This is a genomic window from Tistrella arctica, assembly GCF_039630945.1.
GTDB classification, from domain to species: Bacteria; Pseudomonadota; Alphaproteobacteria; order Tistrellales; family Tistrellaceae; genus Tistrella; species Tistrella bauzanensis.
This window is the reverse complement of sequence record NZ_JBBKTV010000007.1, coordinates 241,177-265,825: the sequence shown is the minus strand read 5'-3', so window position 1 is coordinate 265,825 and position 24,649 is coordinate 241,177. Positions and strand designations below refer to the sequence as shown.

Here is a 24,649-nt window from a genome sequence, read left to right as displayed (position 1 = left end):
GCGTCACGCCATCGCCGGCCGGGACGCCATGTCCCGGCCGCGCGGTGCGGCCAGGGTCAGCACGATCAGCACCGCCACGCCCGATAGCGCCGCACCGCCATACCACAGGCCCAGATAGTCGCCGGTCAACGCGAAGATCCGGCCACCGGCCCAGGCACCAAGTGCCGCACCCAGCGCATGGCCGGCCGACAGCAGCCCCATCGCCAGCCCCATGCGGTGCAGACCCAGGCGGTCGGCGACCAGACCGGCCGTGGGGGCGACGGTGGAATAATCGAACAGGCCGAACAGCACCGCGAAGATCAGCAGCAGCGCATACGTGTCGCCCACGAAAACCAGCAGCACCAGCGCCACCGCCCGGCCGGCATATATCACCGCCAGCAGTCGGCCCCGATCGATCCTGTCTCCCAGATGGCCGGCGCCGATCATGCCGATCAGGTTGATGGCGCACAGCACCCCATAGGCCGTGGCCGATGGCAGCGCCGGAAACCCGCACAATGCGGCATAGGGCATCAGATGGGTCTCGATCGCGCCCGCCGTGGTCACGCCACAGATCACGAAGCTCCAGAACAGGGCATGGAAGACCGGGCTGGTGGCCAGGACGGCCAGCCGGCGCCCCAGAGGCTCGGCGGCTGGTTGTGCCGAGCCATTGCGACTGGCCGCGCGGCTGGCGGCCATGGCGCGGGCACGGGGCAGCAGAACCAGAGCCGCCAAGGCCGCGGCAAGGGCCGCCAGCCCCAGCCCCATGAAGCCGGTCCGCCAGTCATCGGGCGTCATCCACATCGACAGCACCGGCACCAGCGCCAACTGACCCGCCGTCGCACCGGCCGTGGCGATACCGGTTGCAAGGCCACGGCGTTCCGCCGGCACCATCAATGCCACAGCGGTCGCCACCACATGGGTTGCCACCGCGCCGAAACCGATGCCGCCGACCACCGAGAAGGCCAGCATCAGCATCATCGTGCTGTCGGCGATCGCCACCAGCCCGCAGGCGGCGGCCACCATCACCAGCCCGGCCGTCAGCAGCCGCCGGGGGCCATGACTGTCGGCCAGCATGCCGGCGGTCGGCGCCAGCAAGGCCATCACCACCAGCGCCAGCGCCGCCACATCCGATACCGAGGCACGGCTCCAGCCTTCCGCCTGTTCCCAGACCGGCATCGCCAAACCGAGGGCCGCCCGCGTCGAGAAAGCGAGACCCAGGGACAGAAAGCCGATCAGAACAACGGTCCAGGCGGCGAGGCCGAAACCGGGCGTCGAGGATGGATCGGCTGCGGGATGCTGTGTGGCGGACATGGACGTGACGGCTCCGGGATGGGGGGCGCTTAAACTGATCGCGAGGCCGGATATACCCGCCCCCGTCGTCGCCCGCCATCATCACAGTGAGCCCCCGTCCCTCATACCCCTGTCACGCTTGGGTCAAGAGCAAGTGTCGCTTGGCCTCGCCTCCGCCCTCCGCCACGAAAAAAGACCGGCCGACCACATGCGGGTCGGCCGGCTAACTCCCGGAAACGAGCCGCGGCGGGGACGAAGGAGATGGCCGCGACATCCAAATGATGTCTTTTATGGCGTTTTATCGCAAGTAGATTTTGATCAGTACCAGTTATTTGAAATATTATTTCAAGTCAGATCATGCGCCACTTGCCCGCCCACAACATTCAGCCGCAGGCTGCACGACCTGCGACCGCACCCGAAGGCGACTTGGCCGGGCCGGTCGCGACCTGTGCCCCCCGACCATTGAAGGGGGGCTCGGGAGCCCTGCGCGACGGTTGGCGGCCTTGACTTGATGGCGGTTTTACACGATCAACAGACACAACCGTGAAGCACACGGAATTGCGCGTAGAGCATGCCGCACATGCCGAATATTATGCCTGTGGCCATATGCCGACGCGGCAGAATGGCCCCGCCGGCAGGGCGGAACGCCGGGAGGGCAGCACACCGGCGGGGCAGCACGATCGTGACCGGCATGTGCGCAGCGTCATCGAGGGGGGAAACGACCATGTCCGATCAGGCCGCAGCCAAGATCGCAGCGCTTCTGACCGTCACCGAACGCTTCAATCCGCCGGCCGGCGTCGTCGAGGCCGCCACCGTGCGCGATCCCAAGGCCTATGTCGCGGCGGCCAATGCCGACCCGCTCGGCTATTGGGATACACGCGCGCGCAGCCTGGAATGGAGCCGCCCCTGGGATGAGGTCTGCCGGTTCGAGATGCCGAACCATCAATGGTTCGTCGGCGGTCGCACCAATATCTCGATCAATTGCCTGGACCGCCATATCGCCGCCGGCCGCGGCGACGCCAAGGCAATGACCTTCGTGTCCGAGAATGGCGACGAGCGCAGCTTCACCTATGCCGAGGTGCTGGCCCAGGTCAGCCGGATCGCCAATGGCCTGAAAAGCCTGGGCGTCGCCCGCGGCGACCGGGTGGTGATCTATATGCCGCTGACGCCTGAGGGCGTGTTCTCGATGCATGCCTGCGCGCGCATCGGCGCGGTGCATTCCATGGTCTATGCCGGCATGGGCGATGGCGCGCTGAAAAAGCGGATCCAGGACAGCGGCGCCAAGGTGGTGCTGGTCTCCGACGCCACCTGGCGCCGTGGCAAGGTGGTGGATCTGAAGGGCATCGTCGACCGGGCGCTGACCGGCGCCGATGCCCCCAGGGTGGATCATGTGGTGGTGTTGAGCCGGACCGGCCGCGAGGTCCAGGCCGGCGAGGTCGACTTCGCCGCCCTGATCGCCGACCAGCCGGAGTTCATCGCCGCCGAAGAGATGGAGGCGGAAGACCCCCTGTTCATCCTGTACACCTCCGGCACCACCGGCGCGCCCAAGGGCGTGGTTCATGTCCATGGCGGCTATATGGTCGGCTGCGACACCCTGATCCGGACGTTTTTCGGGGTGACGCAGGATTCGGTGTGGTGGTCTCTGTCGGATATCGGCTGGATCGTCGGCCATTCCTATATCGCCTATGGTCCGCTGCTGGTCGGCTGCCATCAGATCATCCGCGAGGGCACGCCCGATTATCCCGATGCCGGCGTCACCTGGGATGTCGTCGACCGTTTCGGCGTGACCGAGATGTTCACGGCGCCGACCGCCGTGCGGATGTGGATGCGGTTCGGCACCGATTTCGTCAAGACATACAGCCGCCGCAGCCTGAAGGTGATGGCTTGTGCGGGTGAGCCGCTGAACCCCGAGGCGTGGTCGTGGGCACAGCGCGAGATTCTGTCGGATGACGGCGTGCCTTTCGCCCATTGCGTCGACAATTTCTTCCAGACCGAAGTGGCGAACCCGATGCTGGGCACCTATCCGGCCATGGCGAGCCGCCCCGGCCGCGCCGGCATCGCCATGCCGACCCTGATCGCCCGCATCGTCGACCCCGATACCGGCGCCGAGGTGCCCGCCGGACAGGGCGGGCTGTTCGTGGTGGAAAAGCCCCTGCCCTATATGCTGCGCACGGTGTGGGGCGATCCCGACCGTTATGCCAGCTATTGGTCGGAGCGCCTGGGCGGCTATGTCACCGGCGATCTGGCGGTGCGCGACGAGGAAGGCTATATCGCCCTGCTCGGCCGTTCCGACGACGTGATCAACGTCGCCGGCCATCGGATCGGCACGGCGGATGTCGAAAGCTCGCTGGTCGGCAATCCCGCGGTTGCCGAAGCCGCCGTGGTCGGCCTGCCCGATGACCTGAAAGGTGAGCGGATCAAGGCCTTCGTGGTGGTGCGCGCCGGCCAGACCGGCGATGATGCGCTGGTGGCGAAGCTGATCGCCCATGTCCGCGAGGATCTGGGGCCGATCGCCCAGCCATCGGAACTGGTCATCGTGTCCAAACTGCCCAAGACACGGTCGGGCAAGATCATGCGCCGCCTGCTGAAGGCGCGCGAACTCGGCCTGCCGGAAGGCGACACCTCGACCCTCGACGACTGATCCGCCCACGATCCGGCGGCGGCGCCCGCGCCGCCGCCGATCTGTTCGACACGCCTGCCCTTCGCCAAGCGACACCACCGGAGACCACGCCCCATGCCGGCCGACATCGCCCCGTCGAAATATGAGCGCGACCTGGACCGCAACCCGGCCAATCACCAGCCGCTGACCCCATTGTCGCTGCTGGAGCGCACCGCCGACGTGCATCCCGACCGCGTGGCCGTGATCCATGGCGACCAGCGCTGGACCTATCGCGACCTCTATGCCCGCTGCCGCCGGCTGGCCAGCGCGCTGAAGGCGCGCGGCATCGGCCGGGGCGACACGGTGTCGATCATGGCGCCGAACACGCCGGCGATGCTTGAAGCCCATTACGGCGTGCCGATGATCGGCGCGGTTCTGAACGAATTGAACATCCGCCTGGATGCCGAGGCCCTGGCCTTCATCCTGACCCATGCCGAAACCCGGGTGCTGCTGACCGATCGCGAGTTCAGCCCGGTGATCAGGGCGGCGCTCGACCTGCTCGACACCAAGCCGCTGGTCATCGACATCGACGATCCGGCGATCACCCATGGCGATTTCCTGGGCGAGACCGACTACGAGGCCCTGCTGGCCGAGGGCGACCCGGATTTCGCCTGGCAGATGCCGGCCGATGAATGGGAGTCGTTGTCGCTGGGCTATACCTCGGGCACGACCGGCGACCCGAAGGGCGTGGTCTACAGCCATCGCGGCGCCTGGATGAACGGCATCAACAACATTCTGACCTGGGATCTGCCCAAGGGCGCGGTCTATCTGTGGACGCTGCCGATGTTCCACTGCTCGGGCTGGTGCTTCCCCTATACCATGGTCGCCGCCGCCGGCACCCAGGTCTGCCTGCGCAAGGTGGAGGCGAAGGCGATCTTCGATGCCATCGCCAGCCATCACGTCACCCATCTCTGCGGCGCGCCCACCGTGCTCAGCCTGCTGGTGCATGCGCCCGACGCGGTGAAGCGCAGCTTCGACCATACCGTGCACATGATGACCGCCGCCTCGGCCCCACCGTCATCGGTGATTGCCGGCATGGAGGCGATGGGCTTCGAGATCACCCATGTCTATGGCCTGACCGAAGTCTATGGCCCGGTGGTCGTCTGCGAATGGAAGCCCGAATGGGACGAGAAGCCGCTGGAGGAACGCGCCCGGATCAAGGCACGCCAGGGCGTGCGCTATACCTTGCAGCAGGGGCTGATGGTCGCCGACCCCGAGACCATGGAACCGGTGCCGGCCGATGGCCGGACCATGGGCGAGGTGATGATGCGCGGCAATATCACCATGAAGGGCTATCTGAAGAACAAATCCGCCACCGACAAGGCCTTTGCCGGCGGCTGGTTCCATTCCGGCGATCTGGGGGTCACTCATCCGGACGGGTATATCGAGCTGAAGGACCGGTCGAAGGACATCATCATCTCAGGCGGCGAGAACATCTCGTCGATCGAGGTGGAAGAGGTGCTCTATGGTCATCCGGCGGTGCTGGAAGCAGCCGTGGTCGCCCGACCGGACGAGAAATGGGGCGAAAGCCCTTGCGCCTTCGTAACCCTGAAGCCCGACAGCACCGCCACCGAAGCCGATATCCGTGCCCATTGCGAAAAGCATCTGGCGCGCTTCAAGCTGCCCAAGACCTTCATCTTCACCGACCTGCCCAAGACATCGACCGGCAAGGTGCAGAAATTCGTCCTGCGCGAGAAGGCCCGCGCGCTCTGAGGCCCATCCACAGGGCAGATGTCCAGGACGGGCCAGACGTCCAGCCGGCACGCCGCTCAACGAAAACCCCTGCCATCCATCCGGGCGGCAGGGGTTTCGCGGGATCGCTGATCATCCATCCACCATCAGGCGGCCTCTCATCGGGCCGGCCTGACGGCACCGTCGGGCAGGCCCGGCCTATCGCCGGGGCGCCGGACAGCCTGCGCTTGCGGGAGCTTCGCGGGTCAGTTGATCTCCAGGCGGGAAATCTCTTCCTTGAGCTTAAGCTTGTTGCGCTTCAGCTCGTTGATCGCCGTTTCATCGGGTTTGGGCCGGGTGTATTCGGTATGAAGCGCCTCTTCGAGTACGGCATGCTTGTGCTTCAAGGCTTCGACACGCGCCTGAACACTCATGGACACCTCCGTTGCGTAACACCATCTTGAGGTCGACCAGCCCGGCCTGAACCGGTCTGCATCGACAGGGGCGATCCCACAGAAAGTTACGTGGATATGACAGCGGACGGCTTCAACCCCCCTCGTGACGATCCCGTGTCGGCAATGAATGGCAAGGCTGCGGCCAGCATGCCTGGCGCTGTGCCACGGCGGCTCATCGTCGGCATCAGCGGCGCATCCGGCGTCATCTATGGCATTCGCCTGCTTGAGATTTTGCGCGGCCTGGGCATCGAGAGCCATCTGGTGCTGAGCAAGGCGGCCGAGATGACCATCGCCTATGAAACCGAGCGTCGGGTGGCCGATGTGAAGGCGCTGGCCGATACCGTTCACGATCCGCGCGATGTGGGGGCCGCCATCTCCAGCGGGTCGTTCCGCACCATGGGCATGGTGGTGGCACCCTGTTCGATCCGCAGCCTGTCGGAAATCGCCTATGGCAACACCACCGGCCTGCTCAGCCGCGCCGCCGACGTGGTGCTGAAGGAACGTCGGCGGCTGGTGCTGATGGTGCGGGAAACGCCGCTGCATCTGGGCCATCTGCGGGCGATGACCCAGGCGGCCGAGGCCGGCGCGATCATCGCACCACCGGTGCCGGCCTTTTATGCCCGCCCCGACAGCCTGGCCGATCTCGTCGACCACACGGTGGGCCGGGTGCTGGACCTGTTCGATATCGACAGCGGCGGCGTGAAGCGCTGGGGCGAGGCCACCGGTCCGCACCCGGCATAGCCGCTGACCTCCGGCTCAATGTTCCGGCTGGGCCTGCGCGCCTTCGGGCAGCAGAACCGGGCGATCGCCGGCAACCGTGCTGCGATACATCTCACGCCGGGCGCCTTGATAGTCGCCGATCGGCAGATGCAGCACCGAGCGGTTGTCCCAGATGGTCAGCGTGCCCGGTTCCCAGCGAAGCCGGCAGGTGAAGCGCGGATCGATCGACAGGTCGAACAGATAACCCAGCAGGGCCTGCGCCTCCGGCTCGTTGAAGCCGTCGATGCCGATGGTATAGGCGGCGCTGACATATAAAGCCCGACGCCCGGTTTCGGGATGGGTGCGGATGACCGGATGGGTGCGGGTGTCCATGGCGGTTTCGCTGACCACGATCTCCATGTTCGGCAACCGGTCGGCCATTGCGCCGCGTGCCGCCGGGCTGTAGCCGCGCCGGGCGCTGTGCACCCCCATCAACGGCTCCAGCATCCGCACCATGGCGGGGCTCAGCGCCTCATAGGCGCGCTGCATGCTGGCGAACATGGTGTCGCCGCCCCAGACCGGAATGTCCTGGCCATAGAGCAGGGTGAAGGCCGGGGGTGTATCCAGGAACGACCAGTCGCTGTGCCAGGCCTCGCCGAACACGTTCGGGTGTTCTTCATCGGCTTCCTTCAGCAGCCGCAGCACGTTGGCGAAACCCGGCATCGGCTTGACATAGGGGTCTTCGCCAAAGGCGCCGAAGCGGCTGGTCACCGCCTCCAGCCCCGCCGGGTCGAGTTGCTGGCCGCGGATCGCCACCACCTGATGATGCACCAGTGCCGCGCGCAGATCGTCGAGCGCCGCGTCCGACGCGGTCGCCACGTCGATGCCGGCGATCTCGGCGCCGAGCGCCCCGGTCATCGGGCGGATGGTGAAATGGGGCGATGTCATCGGCCGATTGCTGGCAGCGGATGGCGGCCTGGACGTGAAGAACGGTCCTGCGTTCATGGATCGGGTCCTCCCTTCGGCGAACCGGACCTGGCGCCGGTTTCATCAGGAAGTCTGCAACCACGGGTCGTTCCGTGCCATGGCCCGATCGGCCGGGTTCTTGATCTTTCCGGCCAGGTCGACCCCTAATAACAAGACATGACCAGAAGCACGCGCCAGACCGGCAACCGCAGGGAGGCATGAGATGACGATTCCCGCCGGGGACCGCCGCGACCCTGTGGGCGTGATCAACATCCTGGCGATGGCATCGGATCGGGGCATGGATACAGCAAGGCTTGCCGCTGCGGCCGCGGTTGATCCGTCAGGTCTCGACGCGCCGGGCGCTCATGTCCTGGCCTGGCAGGAACTGGCGATGATCGAGGCGTTGGTGGCGGCGCTGCCGGGGCTCGACCCTGCGGCTGCCGGGCTGGAAGCCGGCCTGCGCTATCGTGTCTCGGCCTTCGGGCTGTTCGGCTGGGCGATGCTGACCCGGCCGACGCTGGGCGATGCGCTTTCGCTGTGGGGCCGCCTGCCGACCCTGGGGCTGTCGTTCAGCGCGATCACGGTCGGCATGACCCCGGCGGCGCTGGATTTCACCCTCAACGACCGGCCGTTGCAGGCGCTGGCACCGCCGGTGCATCGGTTCCTGGTCGCACGCGGACTGGTCTCGACCGCCGTTCTGGTCACCGACCTGCTGGGCGAGGCGGTCCGCCCAGCCATGGCGCAGACTGCCCTGGCCCTGCCGCGCGATCCGGAGCTGCGCGACCGGTTCGGCGCGGTTCTGGGCCCGGCGCTGGTTTTCGGAGACCGGGCGGCCGCCCATGCGCCGCACCGGCTGCGCTATCCGGCAACGCTGACGCCACGCGCCCTGCCGCTCGCCCATCCGGCGGCGACCCGCGCGGCGGAACGGGCCTTCCTGGCCGAGGCCGCCCATCGGGGCGCGGCCGGGCCGGTGGCGGCTTTGAGGGTGCTGCTGCGCGATATGAGCGACGGTCTGCCGCCGGCGGATCTTGGCACCGCCGCGCGGCGCCTGGCCCTGTCGGAACGCAGCCTGCGCCGACGGCTGGCCGAAGCCGGCACCGGCTTTCGTCAGGAACGCGACGCGGCCCTGGCCGAACGCGCCCGCCGGCTGCTGATGCTCGATGGATTGACGGTCGACGCCACCGCAGCCCGGCTGGGTTATGCCGATGCGGCGGCGTTCTCGCGCGCCTTCAGACGCTGGACCGGTGACGCTCCCGGGCGTTTCGCCCGCGCTCAGCCCCGCCTGTCGACCACCACCGCATCCTCGACCACATAATCGGCCACCACGCGCATATCGCGCAGATGCCGGACGCGGTCGATCGAGTCTGCATATAGCGGGTCGGCCTTATAGGCCGCCAGCGCCGTCTCGTCGTCGAACTCGGCATAAACGATGACATCGACATCCGATGACAGCGCGTCACGCCTGGTGTTCAGCCCCACTTCAAAGCGGCGGGCATGGCTGATCCCGCCCAGAACCGCCAGCCCGTCGCGGATCGCCGGCACATCGGCCGCATTCCTGGCATTGAACATCACGATATGGCGGATCATGGGTCGCGGGCCTTTCGTCTGGGCAGGCGGTCGGGGGATAGTCTATCTGGCCGAAGGGCATGCGCCCTGCACGTGAAGTCGCCCCGGCCGCGACCCATATGCCCGTCGCCCGCATGCCCGCACAACAAAAAACCGCCGCTCCGGCCGGAGGGCGGTTCTTCGTCATGGCTGGCTGCGGTGCATCGCTTCGGGATCGGGCCGATCCGGCATCGCCTCAAACCATCGGGCGCGGCAAGCGCCTGCTGCTTAGAGCAGACCTTCGCGCTGCGCACGCTTCAGCGCGAGCTTGCGGGCCCGACGAATGGCCTCCGCATCCTCACGGGCGCGCTTCTCCGACGGCTTTTCGTAATGCCGACGCATCTTCATCTCGCGAAAAATGCCTTCGCGCTGCATCTTCTTCTTAAGCGCACGAAGCGCCTGGTCGACGTTGTTGTCGCGAACGATGACCTGCACCAAGTCTACACCCGTCTGTTCAGTCGATTGAAACCCGGTCCGGACGCATCGATCGTCCGGGCCCGTCGCGAGACACCGCGACAGACACGCCCGTCGAAACATTCGGCGACCGTCGGCCGGCCTTTCCTATAGAGGCGGCTGGCGAAAGTCAAACCGATTCAGTCGTTCAGAGAAACGAAAGCCGGCACGAGGAGCCCTCCGGCTTCCCGTCCCGAATTGTCGGCGGCGTGCGCGTTTGTTCAAAAGGGAGTATATGGGATCGGGCCGGCGCATTCAAGCCTGGCGACTGCACCCGGACCACTCAGGATCATATCGGAGGAACCCCGCCCGATGTCACCCGCCCCTACCACCGACGCATCTGCCACCGACGCAACCGCCACCGACGCAACTGGCCGGCTGAGCCTGTGGCTGCGCGACCGGAGCGAGCCCGACTGGTCGGCCGTCGTGGCGCATCGTTTCACCGGGGAGCTGCTCGCCGGCAGCGTCGCCGATGACGTGATGCGCCGCTATCTGATCCAGGATCACCGGTTCGTCGACGGTTTCGTGGCCCTGCTGGGGGCGGCGATCGCGGCGGCCGACCGGTTCGAGACGCGAATTCCGCTCACCCGCTTCGCGGCGATGGTCACCAGCGACGAGAACGACTATTTCCTGCGCGCCTTCGATGCGCTGGGCGTGACCGAGGCCACGCGCCGCGACACACCCGACCATGCCGCCACCACCACCTTTCAGGCGCTGATGACCGAAGCCCGGCTGACGGCCGATTACCCGTGCTGCCTGGCGGTACTGGTTGTGGCGGAATGGAGCTATCTGACCTGGGCCGCCCGCGCCGATGGCCGGCTGCCCGACCGGTTCGAGCATGCGGAATGGATCACCCTGCACGACAACCCGTTCTTCCGGGACTTTGTGGGCTGGCTGGTCTCGGAACTCGACCGCGTCGGCCCCACTTTGAATGATGACGCCCGTGCGCGGGTGGAGGATCTGTTCCGCCGTGCGGTTGCGGCCGAACGGGCCTTTTTCGACGCCGCCTATCAGGACAACCGGGATTGACGTGATGCCGCACGTCAACCGCCTTGGGCAAACCGCCGTGGGAGATGGTCGATGACCGAGCCATATACGCCGATCGATGGCATCACGCCGCCCGCCGACACCGAAGCCGGCGTCGAGCCGATGGAGACGGTGTTGCCGCAGGTGCTGCGCGACCGGGATCTGGTGCTGGAAGCAGCCCTGCCCGACCTGCCCTTCGACGGCTGGACCGACGAGGTCGTGCGCCGGGCGGGGGTTGCCGCGGGCTTCGATCCGGTGGCGATCCGGCGGCTGTTTCCGCGTGGCCGGGTGGATCTGATCGTGCATTTCTGCGACTGGGCCGACCGGCGGATGGTCGCGGAGCTTGAAGCGATGGGCCTTGCCACCATGCCGATGCGGGTCCGGATCAGCACCGCCGTCCGGGTGCGGCTGGAACAGAATGCGTTGCATCGCGAAGCGATCCGCACCGCGCTGGGCATTCTGGCGCTGCCGCAGAACGCCGCCCTGGGCGTGAAGACGCTGTACCGGACGGTGGACGCGATGTGGTGGGCCGCCGGCGACACCGCCACCGATTTCAGCTTCTATACCAAACGGGCGACGCTGGCCGGGGTCTACAGTTCCACCCTGGCGGTCTGGCTGGACGATCGGAGCGAGGGTTTCGCCGATAGCTGGGCGTTTCTCGACCGGCGGATCGCCGATGTCATGCGCATCCAGAAGCTGCGCGGGCGGGTGGAGAAGCTGCTGCCCGACCCACGCCGCCTGCTGCCCGGTGGCGGCGGTCTTCTGCGGCGCAACCCGCTCAGGATGCGCGGGCGCTGATCAGGCGCCCGATCCGTCCCCGGATGCGGGCGTGACGCCGGCGGTGCCAAGCCGGGTGACATGCCCCATCTTGCGCCCCGGCTTGGCCTCGCTCTTGCCGTAAAGATGCAGCTTGGCCCTGGGCTCAGCCAGGATCACCTGCCAGCGCTCGATATCGCCGCCGATCAGGTTTTCCATCTCGGCATCCACCAGCCGCGACGGATCGCCCAGCGGCAGATCGGCCACCGCGCGGATGAACTGCTCGAACTGGCTGGTGGCGGCGGCATCGAACGACCAGTGACCGGAATTATGCGGCCGCGGCGCCATCTCGTTCACCAGCACCCGGCCGTCGCGGGTGACGAACATCTCCACCGCCAGCAGGCCTTCCAGGCCCATGGCATCGGCCAGCACCCGCGCCACCCGCTCGGCCTCGGCGGCGATCGCCGGGCTGATCCGCGCCGGCACCCGGCTGATATGCAGAATGCCGTTGCGATGGCTGTTCTCGGCCGGCTCGAAACAGCGCACCTCGCCCGACGGGCTGCGGGCGACGATCACCGAGATTTCGCAGGTGAAATCGACCATGCCCTCCAGGATCGCCGGCGCGCCGGCGATGGTGGCGAAGGCCGCCTCGGCCGCCGCCCGCGGGTCGCCATCGGCTACGATCCGCGCCTGGCCCTTGCCGTCATAACCAAGGGTGCGGGTCTTCAGGATCGCCGGCCGGCCCAGCGCGCCGATCGCCGCCACCAGCCCGTCCAGGTCGTCGACGCGGGCATAGGGTGCCGTGCCGATGCCGAGCCGGTTGACCAGATCCTTCTCGGTCAGCCGATCCTGAGTGCTTTCCAGCACCGTCCAGGACGGGCGGACCGGGCGCCGGCCGGCCAGCCGCGCGACACTCGCCGCGGGCACGTTCTCGAATTCGAAAGTCACCACGTCGACCGCCTCGGCGAAGGCGGCCAGCGCCACGTCGTCGTCCCAGGCGGCACGGGTGCGGGCTAGGGCCACCTCGGCCGCCGGGCTTTCCGCCTCCGGCGCATAGATATGGACCTTATAGCCCATGCGGGCCGCCGCCATCGCGGCCATCCGCCCCAACTGCCCGCCCCCCATGATGCCGATCACCGAACCGGGCTTGAGGGGGGATGGTCGGGCGATGGCGGTGGCGGCAGGCTGGGTCATCGGTGCGGGTCCATGGCTGGCGGGCGGAGAAAAGCGGCGCGTGGATCGGGTGCCGTTGAGACAATCGGCCGGTCAGGCCGGATCGTCGACCGGCGCGATCGCGACGCCATCGGTCTGTTCGGCGCGGAAGGCCTCCAGCGCCGCGCACACCGCCTGATCGTGATTGGCAATGATTGCCGTGGCCAGCAGCGCCGCATTCTTGGCGCCGGCCTCGCCGATCGCGAGCGTGCCGACCGGAATGCCGGCGGGCATCTGCACGATCGACAACAGGCTGTCCATGCCGTTCAGCGCCCGGCTCTGCACCGGCACGCCCAGAACCGGCACACTGGTCTGGGCGGCGATCATGCCCGGCAGATGGGCGGCGCCACCGGCACCGGCGATGATCACCTGAAGCCCCCGCGCCCGCGCGGTCGCGGCGTAGTCGGCCATGCGCTGCGGCGTGCGGTGGGCCGAGACGATCCGGACCTCATGCGGCACGCCGAAGCGTTCCAGCAGCCGGGCGGCATGGCACATCGTCGCCCAGTCGGACTGGCTGCCCATCACGATGCCGACCACGGGTGCGCCGGTTTCCGGTTGGGGAGCGGCCTCGGCACGGGTGGAGGTCATCTTTTCGGTCATCAGGCTGCATGTCCTTGGCAAAGGTGGCCCCGGGGGCAGAGCGGTGGAGCGAAGAGCCGCGGATTATACGGAGACCCCGGGGGCATGTATACTGACCGCCCCCACAGACTTTGCCGGAAGACGCCCGCCATGCCCAGCCCCGCCACCGACCTGACGGCACCGCGCACGCCGATTGCCGCCCATGCCCATGCGGTCTATGCCCGCCCCTGCGCGGCACCGGTGTGTCTGGCGGTGCAGGATCGCTTCGGCGCCGACGTGCCGCTGATCCTGATGCTGCATTATGCCGCAGCGACGGGCCGGCAGCTCGATCGCCACGGCGTGGCGGCGCTGGATGATGCGCTGGCCGGATGGCGGGCACAGGTGGTGCGGCCGCTGCGCGCGCTCCGGCGGCAGCTCCGTGGCCCGGCGCCGGCAGGAGGCGCCGTCGATGCCGGCCGCGCGCGCGCGATCGGCGACCACCTGCTCGTGGCCGAAATCGCGGCCGAGACCGCGCTGCTGGATGCGATCGGCCCCACCCTGAACACCCTGGCCCGGCCTGCCGAAGGCGGCAAGGGCCGGGCTTCATTCGCCGGCATGCTCCAGATCTATGGTCGCCTGCTCGCCGCACCACAGGCCGACTGGACGGATGCGACCGAGCGGCTGCTCGCCTGCCTGGGGCCGCTGATCGACCGGGCGCCGGATGAAGATCAGGCTTGATCTTTCAGGGATCGAAGCCATTTCCCTACGCTGACAGCCGGACGACATGTGGTCCGAGGTCGTCCGCGGCCGCCCGGCTTTGCTGCCGCGTGCCCGCCATATTCCACCCCGTGCAGCCGGATTGCGCCCCAGGTGCCCACAGCTCAGCCCGTTTCCAGCCGGCCCGCCGGTCCGCGCCGTCCGCGCGTGCCCTCACCACAACACCGGCCGCGCCACGGCCTGCTGATGCTGTTGCTGATCTGGATTGCCGCCGGATTGCTGGTCAACCTGCCGGCGCGCCCATCGGACTGGCTGTCGGTGCCGCATCTGCGGCTGTCGATCGAGGTTGCGGCCGTCATCCTGCTGGCGCTGGTGCTGCCCGGCGCCTTTCCGGTCAACCGCGGCAGCGGGCTCAACCGCAGCCCGGCCCGGTCGGAACGCTGGCTGCCCGATCTGCTGCTGAAACTGGCGGCGCTGGGTCTGTCGGCGCTGGTGCTGCTGCGCGGCGCCGATCTGGTCGCCCATGCCGCCGCCGGCCGGCCGCTGGATCTGGGCCGCGACCTGTTCCTGCTGCCGGCCCTGTGGGATGTCCTGGCGGGCGACCCGATGCGACTGGCCCTGGTGCTGGCCTTGTGGCTGCTGCCGGCCATGCTGGTCTATGTGCTGGCCCGGCGCGGCCAGGATCTGGCGCGCCGGTCGCTGTCCGGGCCGCGCCGGCGGGCGGTGGCGGTATGCCTGCTGGGGCTGGTGCTGGCCGGCGACATGGCGCTGCTCGCCGCCGGCCGGGGTGGCGGCCCGGTGGGGGCAGGCGCCCTGCGGCTGGCCGCAGTTCAGGCCGATCACCTGGGCCAGCGCGCCCGCATCGATGCCGAGCTTGCCGCCGCGATCGCCGACGATCCGGCCGCCATCCTGCCGGGACCGGCCCTGTTCCCGCGGCTGCGCGGCCATGACGTGCATCTGTTCTTCATGGAAAGCTATGGCTGGTCGGCGCAGCATGACCCGCGGATCGCGGCCACCATCGGCCACAGGCTGGACGATCTGGGTCGGGTGCTGAAGGCTGCCGGCTTCGGGGTCGCCAGTGCCTGGCTGGACAGCCCGGTGGTGGGCGGCCAGTCATGGCTCGCCCATGGCACGCTGCTTTCAGGGCTGACGCTGGATCGTCAGCCGGCCTATGACTATGCCCTGACCGCCGGCCGGACCACGCTGGTCGATCTGTTCAACCGGGCCGGCTGGCGCAGCGTCGCGCTGATGCCGGCCATCCGGCAGGTCTGGCCGGAAGCGGCGCTGTTCGGCTATGACCGGGTGCTGGATGCGGCGGCGCTGGACTATCGCGGCCCGGCCTTCGGCTGGCCGACGGTGCCCGACCAGTTCAGCCTGGACCGGTTCGTGGCCGAGGAACAGGCGCCGCCCGGCGGCCGGCGCCAGCCGCTGTTCCTGGAATTCGCCATGATCACCAGTCATCACCCCTGGGGGCCGCTGCCGCCGCTGCTCGATGACTGGGCGATGGCCGGCACCGATCACGGCACCGTCTTCGGTACCGCGCGCCCGCCCGCGGCACAGCCGTTTCCGGCGGCAACCACCGACTGGGCCGAACGCTATGCCAATGCCCTGGACTACACCCTGGCGCTGGTCGGGCGCTGGGCGACCGAGCGCATGCCCAAGGATGCCCTGCTGATCGTGGTCGGCGACCATCAGCCACCGCTGGTGACGCCGGCCGGCGCGCCGCGATCGGTGCCGATCCATGTCATCAGCCGCGACCGCTCGCTGATCCGCGCGTTCATGGCCGAGGGCATGACCCCGGGGCTGATGCTGGCCGCCGATGCGCCGGTGCGGCCGATGAGCGACTGGCGCGATCTGATGATCCGGGCCACCCGAGAGGCACCACAGCCGATTGCGCGCCTGGGCGAAGCAGGATAGCTTCGTTTCCCGAAGTCATATCGTCAGCGGCGACAAGCCGCGGCCACCGAGGGAAGGCAGGAACGCTTCATGAAGACGCGCATCACCGAGCTGCTGGGCATCCGGCATCCGATTATCCAGGGCGGCATGCATTATGTGGGCTTTGCCGAGCTTGCCGCCGCCGTATCGAATGCCGGCGGGCTTGGCATCATCACCGGCCTGACCCAGAGGACGCCCGAACTTCTGGCCCGCGAGATCGCCCGCGCGCGTGAGATGACCGACCAGCCGATCGGCGTGAACCTGACCTTCCTGCCGACCTTCGCCTCGCCGCCCTATCCTGAATACATCCGCGCGATCATCGAGGGTGGCGTCACCATCGTCGAGACCGCCGGCCGCAGCCCGCAGGCCTATATGCCGGCGCTGAAGGAAGCGGGCATCAAGGTGATCCACAAATGCACCTCGGTGCGCCATGCGCTGAAGGCCGAGAAGATCGGCTGCGACGCGGTGAGCGTCGACGGCTTCGAATGTGGCGGCCATCCGGGCGAGGACGACATCCCGAACATGATCCTGCTGCCGCGCGCGGCCGAGGAGCTGACCATTCCCTTCGTCGCATCGGGCGGCATGGCCGATGCCCGCAGCCTGGTGGCGGCGCTGGCGCTGGGCGCCGACGGCATCAACATGGGCACCCGCTTCATCGCCACCAGGGAAGCGCCGGTGCACGAGAATGTGAAGCAGGCGATCGTCGCCGCCTCGGAACTCGATACCCGGCTGATCATGCGCCGGCTGACCAATACCGAACGCGTGCTGGCCAACCCTGCCGTCGACCGGATCGTCGAGATCGAGCGCGACAAGGGTGCCGACCTCACGATCGACGACATCCACGATCTGGTGGCCGGCGTCTATCCGAAGGTGATGATCGACGGCGACATGGATGCCGGCGCCTGGAGCTGCGGCATGGTCGCCGGGCTGATCCACGACGTGCCGAGCTGCCAGGAGCTGATCGACCGGATCATGTCTGAAGCCGAAAGCCTGATCAGCGCCCGGCTTGCCGGCATGCTGGCGCACTGACCACCGGATAGCGGGGAGGCCACGGCAGCGATCATGACCCGGACCGCACTGGATCAGATGGAGTGCAGCATCGCGCGGGCGCTGGACGTCGTGGGCACCGCCCATGCCGTGCTGATCCTGCGCAATGCCTTCAATGGCATGCGGACCTTCGATGCCTTCCAGGCGCATCTGGGCATGTCGTCGAGCGTGCTGGCGGCCCGGCTGAAGCTGCTCACCACCGCCGGCATTCTGGAAAAGCGCCCCTCGCCCACCGATGGCCGGTCGTTCGAATACCGGCTGACGGCGAAGGGGCGCGATCTGTATCCGGTGCTGGTGGCGCTGCTGCACTGGGGCGAGACCTGGGATGCCAGCCCCGATGGCCCCCGCCTGACCCTCGTCGAAACCGCGACCGGGCGACCGGTCCAGAAGATGGCGGTGCGGTCGGAAGACGGCCGGGCGCTGGACCCGCGCGAGGTGACCGCCGTGCCCGGCCCCGGCGCCGGCCACAAGACCCACAGCCTTGCCGGATGGCGGCGGCGCGGCTGAACGGCCGGCAGACGACCGGAAGACGACCTGCCCCAACGAGACAGCGCGGCCCCGGTTTCCCGGAGCCGCGCTGTTTCTGTGTTGAACCGTGGATGCGCCGCCGCTGGATCAGGCGTGCTCGATGGCCTTGACGATGCCCTCGGTCATCTTCTTGGCGTCGCCGAACAGCATCATGGTGTTGTTGCGATAGAACAGCTCGTTCTCGACACCGGCATAGCCCGAGGCCAGGCTGCGCTTGATGAACAGCACCGTGCCCGCCCGCTCGACATCCAGGATCGGCATGCCATAGATCGGGCTGGTCGGATCGGTCTTGGCGGCCGGGTTGGTCACGTCATTGGCGCCGATGACGAAGGCGACGTCAGTGGAAGCGAAGTCGCGGTTGATGTCTTCCAGCTCGAACACCGCGTCATAGGGCACATTGGCCTCGGCCAGCAGCACGTTCATATGCCCGGGCATGCGGCCCGCCACCGGATGGATGGCATAGCGCACCTTGACGCCGGCCTTTTCCAACTGATCGGCCATTTCCTTCAGCGCATGCTGGGCCTGCGCCACCGCCATGCCGTAACCGGGAACGATGATCACCGACGAGGCGTTCTTCATGATGAAGGCGGCATCGTCGGCGCTGCCCTGGCGCACGGTCCGGTCGCCCAGATCGGCACCACCCGCCGCCGCCGTGCTGCCATCGGTGCCGAAGCCGCCGAGGATCACGTTGACGAACGAGCGGTTCATGCCCTTGCACATGATGTACGACAGGATCGCGCCGCTGGAGCCGACCAGCGCGCCAGTGATGATCAGCAGATGGTTTTCAAGCGTGAAGCCGATGCCGGCCGCCGCCCAGCCCGAATAGCTGTTCAGCATCGACACGACCACCGGCATATCGGCGCCGCCGATCGGGATGATCAGCAGAATGCCGAGGGCCAGCGCGATCAGGGTCAGCAGCCAGAACGCCACCGGCGACTCGGTCAGGAAGAACACCACGATCAGCGCGACGACCGCGACGCCCAGCGCCAGATTGACCCAATGCTGCATCGGGAAGCGCACCGGCGCCGACTTGAAGATGCCCTGCAGCTTACCGAAGGCGATGATCGAGCCGGTGAAGGTGATGGCGCCGATGGCCGAACCCAGGCTGAGTTCGATCAGGCTGTTGGCGTGGATGGCGCCGACCGTGCCGATGCCATAGGCTTCCGGCGCATAATAGGCGGCGGCGGCCACGAACACCGCGGCCAGACCGACCAGGCTGTGGAAGGCCGCGACGAGCTGCGGCATCGCCGTCATCTGGATGCGCAGCGCGATCACGGTGCCGATGCCGCCACCGATGATCACGCCGATCACGATCAGCCAGTAATTCTCGACGCCGGGCTGGAACAGCGTGACCAGAACGGCCAGCGCCATGCCGGCGATGCCGGTCCGGTTGCCATTGCGGGCGCTGACCGGGGACGACAGCCCCTTCAACGCCATGATGAAGCAGATGGCCGCAACCAGATACAGCAGGGAGGAAAGATTTGCGTTCACGATCCCGTCCTCACTGCTTCTTCTTGAACATCTGGAGCATGCGGTTGGTCACCACAAAGCCGCCGAAGATGTTGACCGAGGCCAGTGTCACCGCCAGGAAGCCCATGACGGTGGCGAAGCCGAAGGTCGACGGGCCGGCGGCGATGATCGCGCCGACCACGATGATGCCGGAAATCGCGTTGGTCACCGCCATCAGCGGGGTGTGCAGCGCCGGCGTCACCTTCCAGACCACGTAATAGCCGACGAAGATCGCCAGCACGAACACGGTCAGGCCCAGCACCAGCGGATCGACGCCACCATGGGCGGCGGCACCGTCAACGGCGAGGCGGGCGATTTCGGCCTGCGCCTGACGCGCGGCATCGAGGCTGGCATTCGCCGCCTCGACATTGGCATCGGCTGCGGACTGAAGCTGGTCGAGCGCGCTCATCACTCGCCCTCCTTGAAGTTCGGATGCACCACGGCGCCATCACGGGTCAGCAATGTCCCGGCGATGATCTCGTCCGCGGTATCGACCTTGAGCGCCTTGGTCTCCTTGTCGACCAGCAGCGTCACGAAGGTCAGCAGGTTCTTGGCATAAAGCTGGGTCGCGTTCACCGCCACCCGGCTCGGCACGTTCGGGAAGGCCACGATCCGCACGCCATGAACCTCGACGATCTCGCCATGGCGGGTCAGCGCGCAGTTGCCCCCGGTCTCGGACGCCAGATCGACGATCACCGAGCCCGGCTTCATGGCCTGGACCATCTCTTCGGTGATCAGGATCGGGGCCGGCTTGCCGGGGATCTGGGCGGTGGTGATGATCATGTCGATCTTCTTGACATGATCGGCCAGCACCTGCGCCTGGCGGGCCTTATAGGCATCGCTCATCTCGCGGGCATAGCCGCCCTTGGTCTCGGCGGTTGCGGCCTCGTCGTTCGGCACTTCCACGAACGACGCGCCAAGGCTTTCCACCTGCTCCTTGACCGCGGGCCGCACGTCGAAGGCCGAAACCACGCCGCCCAGGCGGCGGGCGGTGGCGATCGCCTGCAGGCCGGCAACGCCGGCGCCCAGCACCAGAACGCGCGCCGGCGGCACGGTGCCGGCCGCGGTCATCATCATCGGCATGGCACGGCCGAACTCGGCCGCGGCATCGATGACCGCGCGATAGCCCGCCAGATTGCTCTGCGACGACAGCACGTCCATCGACTGGGCACGGGTGATCCGCGGCACCAGTTCCATGGCGAAGGCGGTGACGTTGGCCGCAGCCAGCCGCTGCACCAGTTCGCGATTGGCATAAGGGCTCAGCATGGCGACCAGGGCGGCACCCGAAGGCAGCGCCTCGGTTTCCGTCCCCGCATCGGGGGCCTGCACCTTCAACACCAGCGTCGCGCCGGCCAGAGCCTCGGCCGCACTGGCGGCGATCTCGGCCCCGGCGGCCTTGAAGGCATCGTCGGTGATGGCGGCGCCAAGCCCGGCACCGGTCTCTACCACGACCTCACATCCGAGTTCGCGATATTTCTTGACCGTCTCGGGGGTCGCCGCGACGCGCCTCTCATGCGCACGGGTCTCCCTCGGAACTGCGATCCTCATGGTCTCTCCGGCCCTCGTTCTGTCGCTGCGGTGCGCAACGCGGTCAGCGCTGCGACGCAGCAATATTATGAGGCAGGCATCCTTGCCTCAAGTAACTTTATTTGCCAAGCGCACGATTTGTTGGAACACCGTTCCATACGGCACTGCATCCTGCCGCGCTGCACCGCGATCCGGCCCCCCTATCGCCAGCGCGTGCCGCCTGTCACCGCGCGGGCATTCCGGCGCCCCTCCGCCGCCGATGACGGCCGATCGCCGGCCAAGGCCCCCACAGCACTTATCGCCCGATCGGCGGCCGGGTTCAACGCCCGATTCATGACGTTAGATCGATCTGTCGCAGAAAGCCTGCGCCGGACGGTCACGGATCACGCGCCGGCTTCTTCAACCACAAGCTGCTTCACGGGACAAAACACCCGGCATCCTCATCGATCCTGATCGCAGGATGCCGGGTGGGTGGCGTCGCCGCGGGCGGTCGGCGCGGTCAGACCGAGAAGTACTTCGCCTGCGGGTGCAACAGCACGATCGCCGATGTCGACTGTTCGGGATGCAACTGGTCCTCATCCCCCATCACCACGCCGATCCGCTCGGCCCCCAGCAAGTCCAGCAGCCTGCGCTGATCGGCCAGGTTCGGGCAGGCCGGATAGCCGAAGCTGTAGCGGGAACCGCGATAGCCCTGCTTCAGCATGCGGTCGATCTCGCGGGCATCCTCCGCCGCAAAGCCCAGCTCGGCGCGGATGCGTTTGTGGACGTATTCGGCCATCGCCTCGGCCACTTCCACGCCCAGACCGTGCAGATACAGATAATCCTGATAGCGGTCGGCGGCGAACCATTCCCGCGCCACATCGGAGGCATGCTGCCCCACCGTCACCACCTGAAGCCCGACCACATCGCGCACCGGGTCCGAGATGTCGCGGACGAAATCGGCCAGACACAAGCCGCCCTCGCGGTCCTGGCGCGGCAGACGGAAGCGGGCCAGTTCGGTTGTGCCATCGGGCTGGAACAGCACCAGATCATTGCCCTCGCCCGCCGCCTTCCAATAGCCATAGGCGGCCTGCGGATCGAGGATCTTCTCCTTGGCGCAGGTCTTCAGCAGGGCTTCGAGTTTCGGCCACAGCTCCTGCTTCACATAAGCCTCGAACTCGGCCGGTTTGCGGCCGGCGCGCTTATAGCCCCAGTGGAACTGGAACAGCATGGTCTCGTTCAGATACGGCACCACCGATTTCAGCGACACATGCTCGATCACCCGCGCGCCCCAGAACGGCGGCTCGGCAACCTCGACATCGGCATGCAGTTCCGAGCGGCGGATGCGCACCTCGTCGAAATCGACCGGCCGGTCGAGCATCGCCTTCAGCTCTTCGTCGCTCGATGCCCGCTTCTTCGGACCCCGGCTGGTCGACGGCCGGGCCTCGCGCTTGCGCTTCGCCTCGGCCAGGGCATCATCGAACCGGCCGTCGACCACCGCGTTCATCAGCGACAGGCCGTCGAAGGCGTCGCGGGCATAAGCCACACGCTGCGCGCCATAGGCGGCGACACAATCCTCCTCGACATATTTCCGGGTCAGGGCGGCGCCACCCAGCAGCACCGGCACGTCCATCCCTTCGCGGGTCATTTCCTCAAGGTTCTCGCGCATGATCACGGTCGACTTGACCAGCAGGCCCGACATGCCCACCGCATCGGCCTTGCTGTCCCGCGCCGCCTGGATGATCGACGCCACCGGCTGCTTGATGCCCAGATTGATCACCCGATAGCCGTTATTGGTCAGGATGATGTCGACCAGGTTCTTGCCGATGTCGTGCACGTCGCCCTTGACGGTCGCGAGTACGATGGTGGCCTTCTCCTCGCCTTCGACCTTTTCCATATGCGGCTCAAGCCAGGCGACCGCGGCCTTCATGGTCTCGGCCGACTGAAGCACGAAGGGCAACTGCATCTTGCCCGAGCCGAACAGCTCACCCACCACCTTCATGCCGTCGAGCAGCACGGTGTTGATGATCTCAAGCGGCGGCATCTTGGCCATCGCCTCATCCAGATCGGCGCCAAGCCCCTCGCGGTCGCCATCGATGATCCGGAATTTCAGCCGCTCTTCCACCGTGTCGGGCCGCACGCGGGTTGCGGCCGTCTCGACCTTGCGGTCGGCGAACAGCGCCATGAATTCCATCAGCGGGTCGTAATCCTTGGCCCGGCGATCGAAGATCAGATCCTCGGCGATCTTCACCTCGTTCTCAGGGATCTTGTGCAGCGGCATCAGCTTCGACAGATGCACGATGGCACCGCTCATCCCGGCCTTGAGCGCATGGTCGAGGAACACCGAGTTCAGCACGTGGCGGGCCGCCGCCTTCAGGCCGAACGAGATGTTCGACAGGCCCAGAATGATCTGGCAGCGCGGGAACCGCTCGCGGATCAGCCGGATACCCTCAAGCGTCTGGACACCCAGCTTGCGGTCGTCCTCGTTACCGGTGGCGATGGTGAAGGTCAGCGGGTCGAACAGCAGATCCTCGGGCGCCAGGCCGTATTCATCCACCGCCAGCGCATAGAGCCGTTCGGCGATCGCCAGTTTGCGATCCACCGTCTTGGCCATGCCGTCTTCGTCGATGGTCAGCGCCACCATGGCCGCGCCGAATTTGCGCGCCAGTTCCAGACGCGCCCGTGCCGGCGCCTCGCCATCCTCGAAATTGATCGAGTTGATGATCGGCTTGCCGCCATAAAGCTTCAGCGTGGTCTCGATGACGTTGAGCTCGGTGGAATCGATCACCAGCGGCGCCGAAACCGCACCCCGCATCGCGGTGGTCAGCGCGGTCATGTCGGCGATCTCGTTGCGGCCGGTAAAGGCCGCGCAGAGGTCGATGGCGTTCGAGCCTTCCTTCACCTGCTCGCGCGCCATGGCCGTGCAGCCATCCCAGTTGCCGGCGTCCTGCATCTCGCGGAATTTCTTCGAACCGTTGGCGTTGCAACGCTCACCGATCGAGAAATAGGCGTTTTCCTGGAAATACGGCACGAAGCCGAACAGCGAGGCCACGCCCGGCACCCAATGGACATCGCGCTTCACCGGCGCCGGCCGATGGCGCGCGCCGCCGCGCCGCCGCAGCATCTGGTCGATGGCCGCGATATGGGTATGGTCGGTGCCGCAGCAGCCGCCGACGATGTCGATGCCATCCTCGGCAATGAAGCGTTCCAGCCACTGCGCCAGTTCACGCGCGCCCAGCGGATAATGGGTCGCACCATCCACCAGTTCCGGCAGGCCGGCATTGGGCAGCACTGAAATCCGCCGCCGCCAGGTCTGGGCCAGATAGCGGACATGTTCCTGCATTTCCTGCGGACCGGTGGCGCAGTTCAGCCCCATCACGTCCACATCCAGCGCATCGATGATGGCGGTCGCCGCCGCGATATCGGTGCCGACCAGCAGGGTGCCCACGGTTTCCACCGTCACCTGAACCATGATCGGCAGCGCGACGCCGGCCTCGGCGCGGGCGATCTTGACCGCGTTCACCGCCGCCTTGATCTGCAGCGGATCCTGGCAGGTCTCGATCAGGAAGGCATCGGCCCGGCCGGCGATCAGGCCCCGTGCCTGCACGGCAAGCGCCGCTTCAAGGCGGTCGTAATCGATATGGCCCAGGGTCGGCAGGCGCGTGCCCGGCCCGATCGAGCCGATGACGAAACGTTCACGGCCATCGCCCTTGAACCGCTCCGCCGCCTCATGCGCCAGCTCGCAGGCCCGGACATTGATCTCGAACGCCCGGTCGGTGAGGTCGAATTCGCCAAGCGTGATCGGCGAGCCGCCGAAGGTGTTGGTCTCGACCGCATCGGCACCGGCCTCGAAATAGGCGGTGTGGATGTCGCGGATGATATCCGGGCGGCTGAGATTGAGGATTTCGGAGCAGTTTTCATTGCCCCAGTAATCGCCGTCGACGCTCAGATCACGCGCCTGAAGCTGGCTGCCCATGCCGCCGTCGAGCAGCAGGACGTTGGAGCCTAGAAAGTCGAGAAGCCGTGACATCTTGCCTCGATCGCGCTGGGGTCGGGAAATGGTCGGGAAGCCTGGATC

21 protein-coding genes are annotated in these 24,649 nt (G+C 67.3%); 10 read left to right on the top strand and 11 right to left on the bottom strand.

The genetic code is table 11. The features are described 5' to 3' along the window. Positions 1 to 3: 3 nt before the first annotated feature. Positions 4 to 1,290 carry an MFS transporter gene (locus WG924_RS17435; RefSeq protein WP_345934376.1) on the bottom strand — a complete coding sequence of 429 codons (1,287 nt, stop codon included), beginning with the start codon at positions 1,288 to 1,290 and terminating at the stop codon, positions 4 to 6. Between the two features lie 703 nt (positions 1,291 to 1,993). On the opposite strand from WG924_RS17435, the gene WG924_RS17430 reads away from it, so the two are divergent. Together WG924_RS17430 and WG924_RS17425 are read left to right on the top strand one after the other, a co-directional pair. Beyond that, a complete protein-coding gene (locus tag WG924_RS17430; RefSeq protein WP_345934375.1) occupies positions 1,994 to 3,910 on the top strand; it encodes an acetate--CoA ligase in 1,917 nt (638 codons plus the stop codon). Positions 3,911 to 4,003: 93 nt separating this feature from the next. Continuing rightward, positions 4,004 to 5,641, top strand: a complete 1,638-nt coding sequence (locus WG924_RS17425; protein ID WP_345934374.1) for an acyl-CoA synthetase — start codon at positions 4,004 to 4,006, stop codon at positions 5,639 to 5,641. Between the two features lie 224 nt (positions 5,642 to 5,865). Here the strand turns inward: WG924_RS17425 and WG924_RS17420 are convergent, their stop codons facing one another. Further along, a complete protein-coding gene (locus WG924_RS17420; RefSeq protein WP_188575160.1) occupies positions 5,866 to 6,033 on the bottom strand; it encodes a YdcH family protein in 168 nt (55 codons plus the stop codon). Between the two features lie 168 nt (positions 6,034 to 6,201). Between WG924_RS17420 and WG924_RS17415 the strand changes: the two genes are divergently transcribed. Further along, positions 6,202 to 6,795: a UbiX family flavin prenyltransferase gene (locus tag WG924_RS17415; RefSeq protein WP_345934373.1), complete on the top strand. Its 594-nt coding sequence runs from the start codon at positions 6,202 to 6,204 to the stop codon at positions 6,793 to 6,795. Positions 6,796 to 6,810: 15 nt separating this feature from the next. On the opposite strand, the gene WG924_RS17410 is transcribed toward WG924_RS17415, so the two are convergent. Then, positions 6,811 to 7,758 carry a TauD/TfdA dioxygenase family protein gene (locus WG924_RS17410; RefSeq protein WP_345934372.1) on the bottom strand — a complete coding sequence of 316 codons (948 nt, stop codon included), beginning with the start codon at positions 7,756 to 7,758 and terminating at the stop codon, positions 6,811 to 6,813. Positions 7,759 to 7,942: 184 nt separating this feature from the next. On the opposite strand from WG924_RS17410, the gene WG924_RS17405 reads away from it, so the two are divergent. Further along, the gene (locus tag WG924_RS17405; RefSeq protein ID WP_345934370.1) at positions 7,943 to 9,034 is read left to right on the top strand and encodes a helix-turn-helix domain-containing protein; all 1,092 of its coding nucleotides are present in this window, start codon (positions 7,943 to 7,945) and stop codon (positions 9,032 to 9,034) included. Here WG924_RS17405 and WG924_RS17400 read toward each other — a convergent pair. Both WG924_RS17400 and rpsU read right to left on the bottom strand, forming a co-directional pair. Beyond that, positions 8,992 to 9,306, bottom strand: a complete 315-nt coding sequence (locus tag WG924_RS17400; protein WP_345934369.1) for a Dabb family protein — start codon at positions 9,304 to 9,306, stop codon at positions 8,992 to 8,994. The genes WG924_RS17405 and WG924_RS17400 overlap by 43 nt on opposite strands. A 246-nt stretch (positions 9,307 to 9,552) precedes the next feature. Further along, positions 9,553 to 9,759, bottom strand: a complete 207-nt coding sequence (gene rpsU / locus WG924_RS17395; RefSeq protein WP_188575168.1) for a 30S ribosomal protein S21 — start codon at positions 9,757 to 9,759, stop codon at positions 9,553 to 9,555. Positions 9,760 to 10,089: 330 nt separating this feature from the next. On the opposite strand from rpsU, the gene WG924_RS17390 reads away from it, so the two are divergent. Further along, entirely contained in the window at positions 10,090 to 10,806 is a 717-nt protein-coding gene (locus WG924_RS17390; RefSeq protein WP_345934367.1) for a TenA family protein, read from the top strand. Positions 10,807 to 10,857: 51 nt separating this feature from the next. Further along, on the top strand, positions 10,858 to 11,601 hold the full coding sequence (locus WG924_RS17385; protein WP_345934366.1) for a COQ9 family protein: 744 nt from the start codon (positions 10,858 to 10,860) through the stop codon (positions 11,599 to 11,601). Here the strand turns inward: WG924_RS17385 and WG924_RS17380 are convergent, their stop codons facing one another. Together WG924_RS17380 and purE are read right to left on the bottom strand one after the other, a co-directional pair. Further along, positions 11,602 to 12,753 (bottom strand): 5-(carboxyamino)imidazole ribonucleotide synthase, encoded by a 1,152-nt coding sequence (locus WG924_RS17380; protein ID WP_345934365.1) that lies wholly within the window; start codon positions 12,751 to 12,753, stop codon positions 11,602 to 11,604. A gap of 72 nt (positions 12,754 to 12,825) precedes the next feature. Beyond that, positions 12,826 to 13,371: a 5-(carboxyamino)imidazole ribonucleotide mutase gene (purE, locus tag WG924_RS17375; RefSeq protein ID WP_345934364.1), complete on the bottom strand. Its 546-nt coding sequence runs from the start codon at positions 13,369 to 13,371 to the stop codon at positions 12,826 to 12,828. A gap of 129 nt (positions 13,372 to 13,500) precedes the next feature. Here purE and WG924_RS17370 point away from each other — a divergent pair, with 129 nt between their 5' ends. From WG924_RS17370 to WG924_RS17355, 4 genes are all read left to right on the top strand, one after another. Continuing rightward, on the top strand, positions 13,501 to 14,067 hold the full coding sequence (locus tag WG924_RS17370) for a TIGR02444 family protein (protein WP_345934363.1): 567 nt from the start codon (positions 13,501 to 13,503) through the stop codon (positions 14,065 to 14,067). A 132-nt stretch (positions 14,068 to 14,199) separates the two neighbouring features. Next, positions 14,200 to 15,963, top strand: a complete 1,764-nt coding sequence (locus WG924_RS17365) for an alkaline phosphatase family protein (protein ID WP_345934362.1) — start codon at positions 14,200 to 14,202, stop codon at positions 15,961 to 15,963. 69 nt (positions 15,964 to 16,032) lie between these two features. After that, positions 16,033 to 17,010 carry an NAD(P)H-dependent flavin oxidoreductase gene (locus WG924_RS17360; RefSeq protein ID WP_345934361.1) on the top strand — a complete coding sequence of 326 codons (978 nt, stop codon included), beginning with the start codon at positions 16,033 to 16,035 and terminating at the stop codon, positions 17,008 to 17,010. A gap of 33 nt (positions 17,011 to 17,043) precedes the next feature. After that, positions 17,044 to 17,535: a winged helix-turn-helix transcriptional regulator gene (locus WG924_RS17355; RefSeq protein WP_345934360.1), complete on the top strand. Its 492-nt coding sequence runs from the start codon at positions 17,044 to 17,046 to the stop codon at positions 17,533 to 17,535. Positions 17,536 to 17,643: 108 nt separating this feature from the next. Here WG924_RS17355 and WG924_RS17350 read toward each other — a convergent pair whose 3' ends face one another. The 4 genes from WG924_RS17350 to metH all read right to left on the bottom strand — a co-directional run bounded on the left by WG924_RS17350 (position 17,644) and on the right by metH (position 24,601). Beyond that, a complete protein-coding gene (locus WG924_RS17350) occupies positions 17,644 to 18,993 on the bottom strand; it encodes an NAD(P)(+) transhydrogenase (Re/Si-specific) subunit beta (RefSeq protein ID WP_372045135.1) in 1,350 nt (449 codons plus the stop codon). A 64-nt stretch (positions 18,994 to 19,057) separates the two neighbouring features. Further along, complete coding sequence (locus WG924_RS17345) at positions 19,058 to 19,474, bottom strand: NAD(P) transhydrogenase subunit alpha part 2 (RefSeq protein ID WP_188575186.1); 417 nt, start codon at positions 19,472 to 19,474, stop codon at positions 19,058 to 19,060. Continuing rightward, positions 19,474 to 20,613, bottom strand: coding sequence for a Re/Si-specific NAD(P)(+) transhydrogenase subunit alpha (locus WG924_RS17340; RefSeq protein WP_345934357.1), 1,140 nt, complete (start codon positions 20,611 to 20,613; stop codon positions 19,474 to 19,476). Before WG924_RS17340 ends, WG924_RS17345 begins: the two co-directional genes overlap by 1 nt. A 478-nt stretch (positions 20,614 to 21,091) precedes the next feature. Further along, positions 21,092 to 24,601, bottom strand: a complete 3,510-nt coding sequence (gene metH / locus WG924_RS17335; protein ID WP_345934356.1) for a methionine synthase — start codon at positions 24,599 to 24,601, stop codon at positions 21,092 to 21,094. Positions 24,602 to 24,649 lie beyond the last annotated feature (48 nt).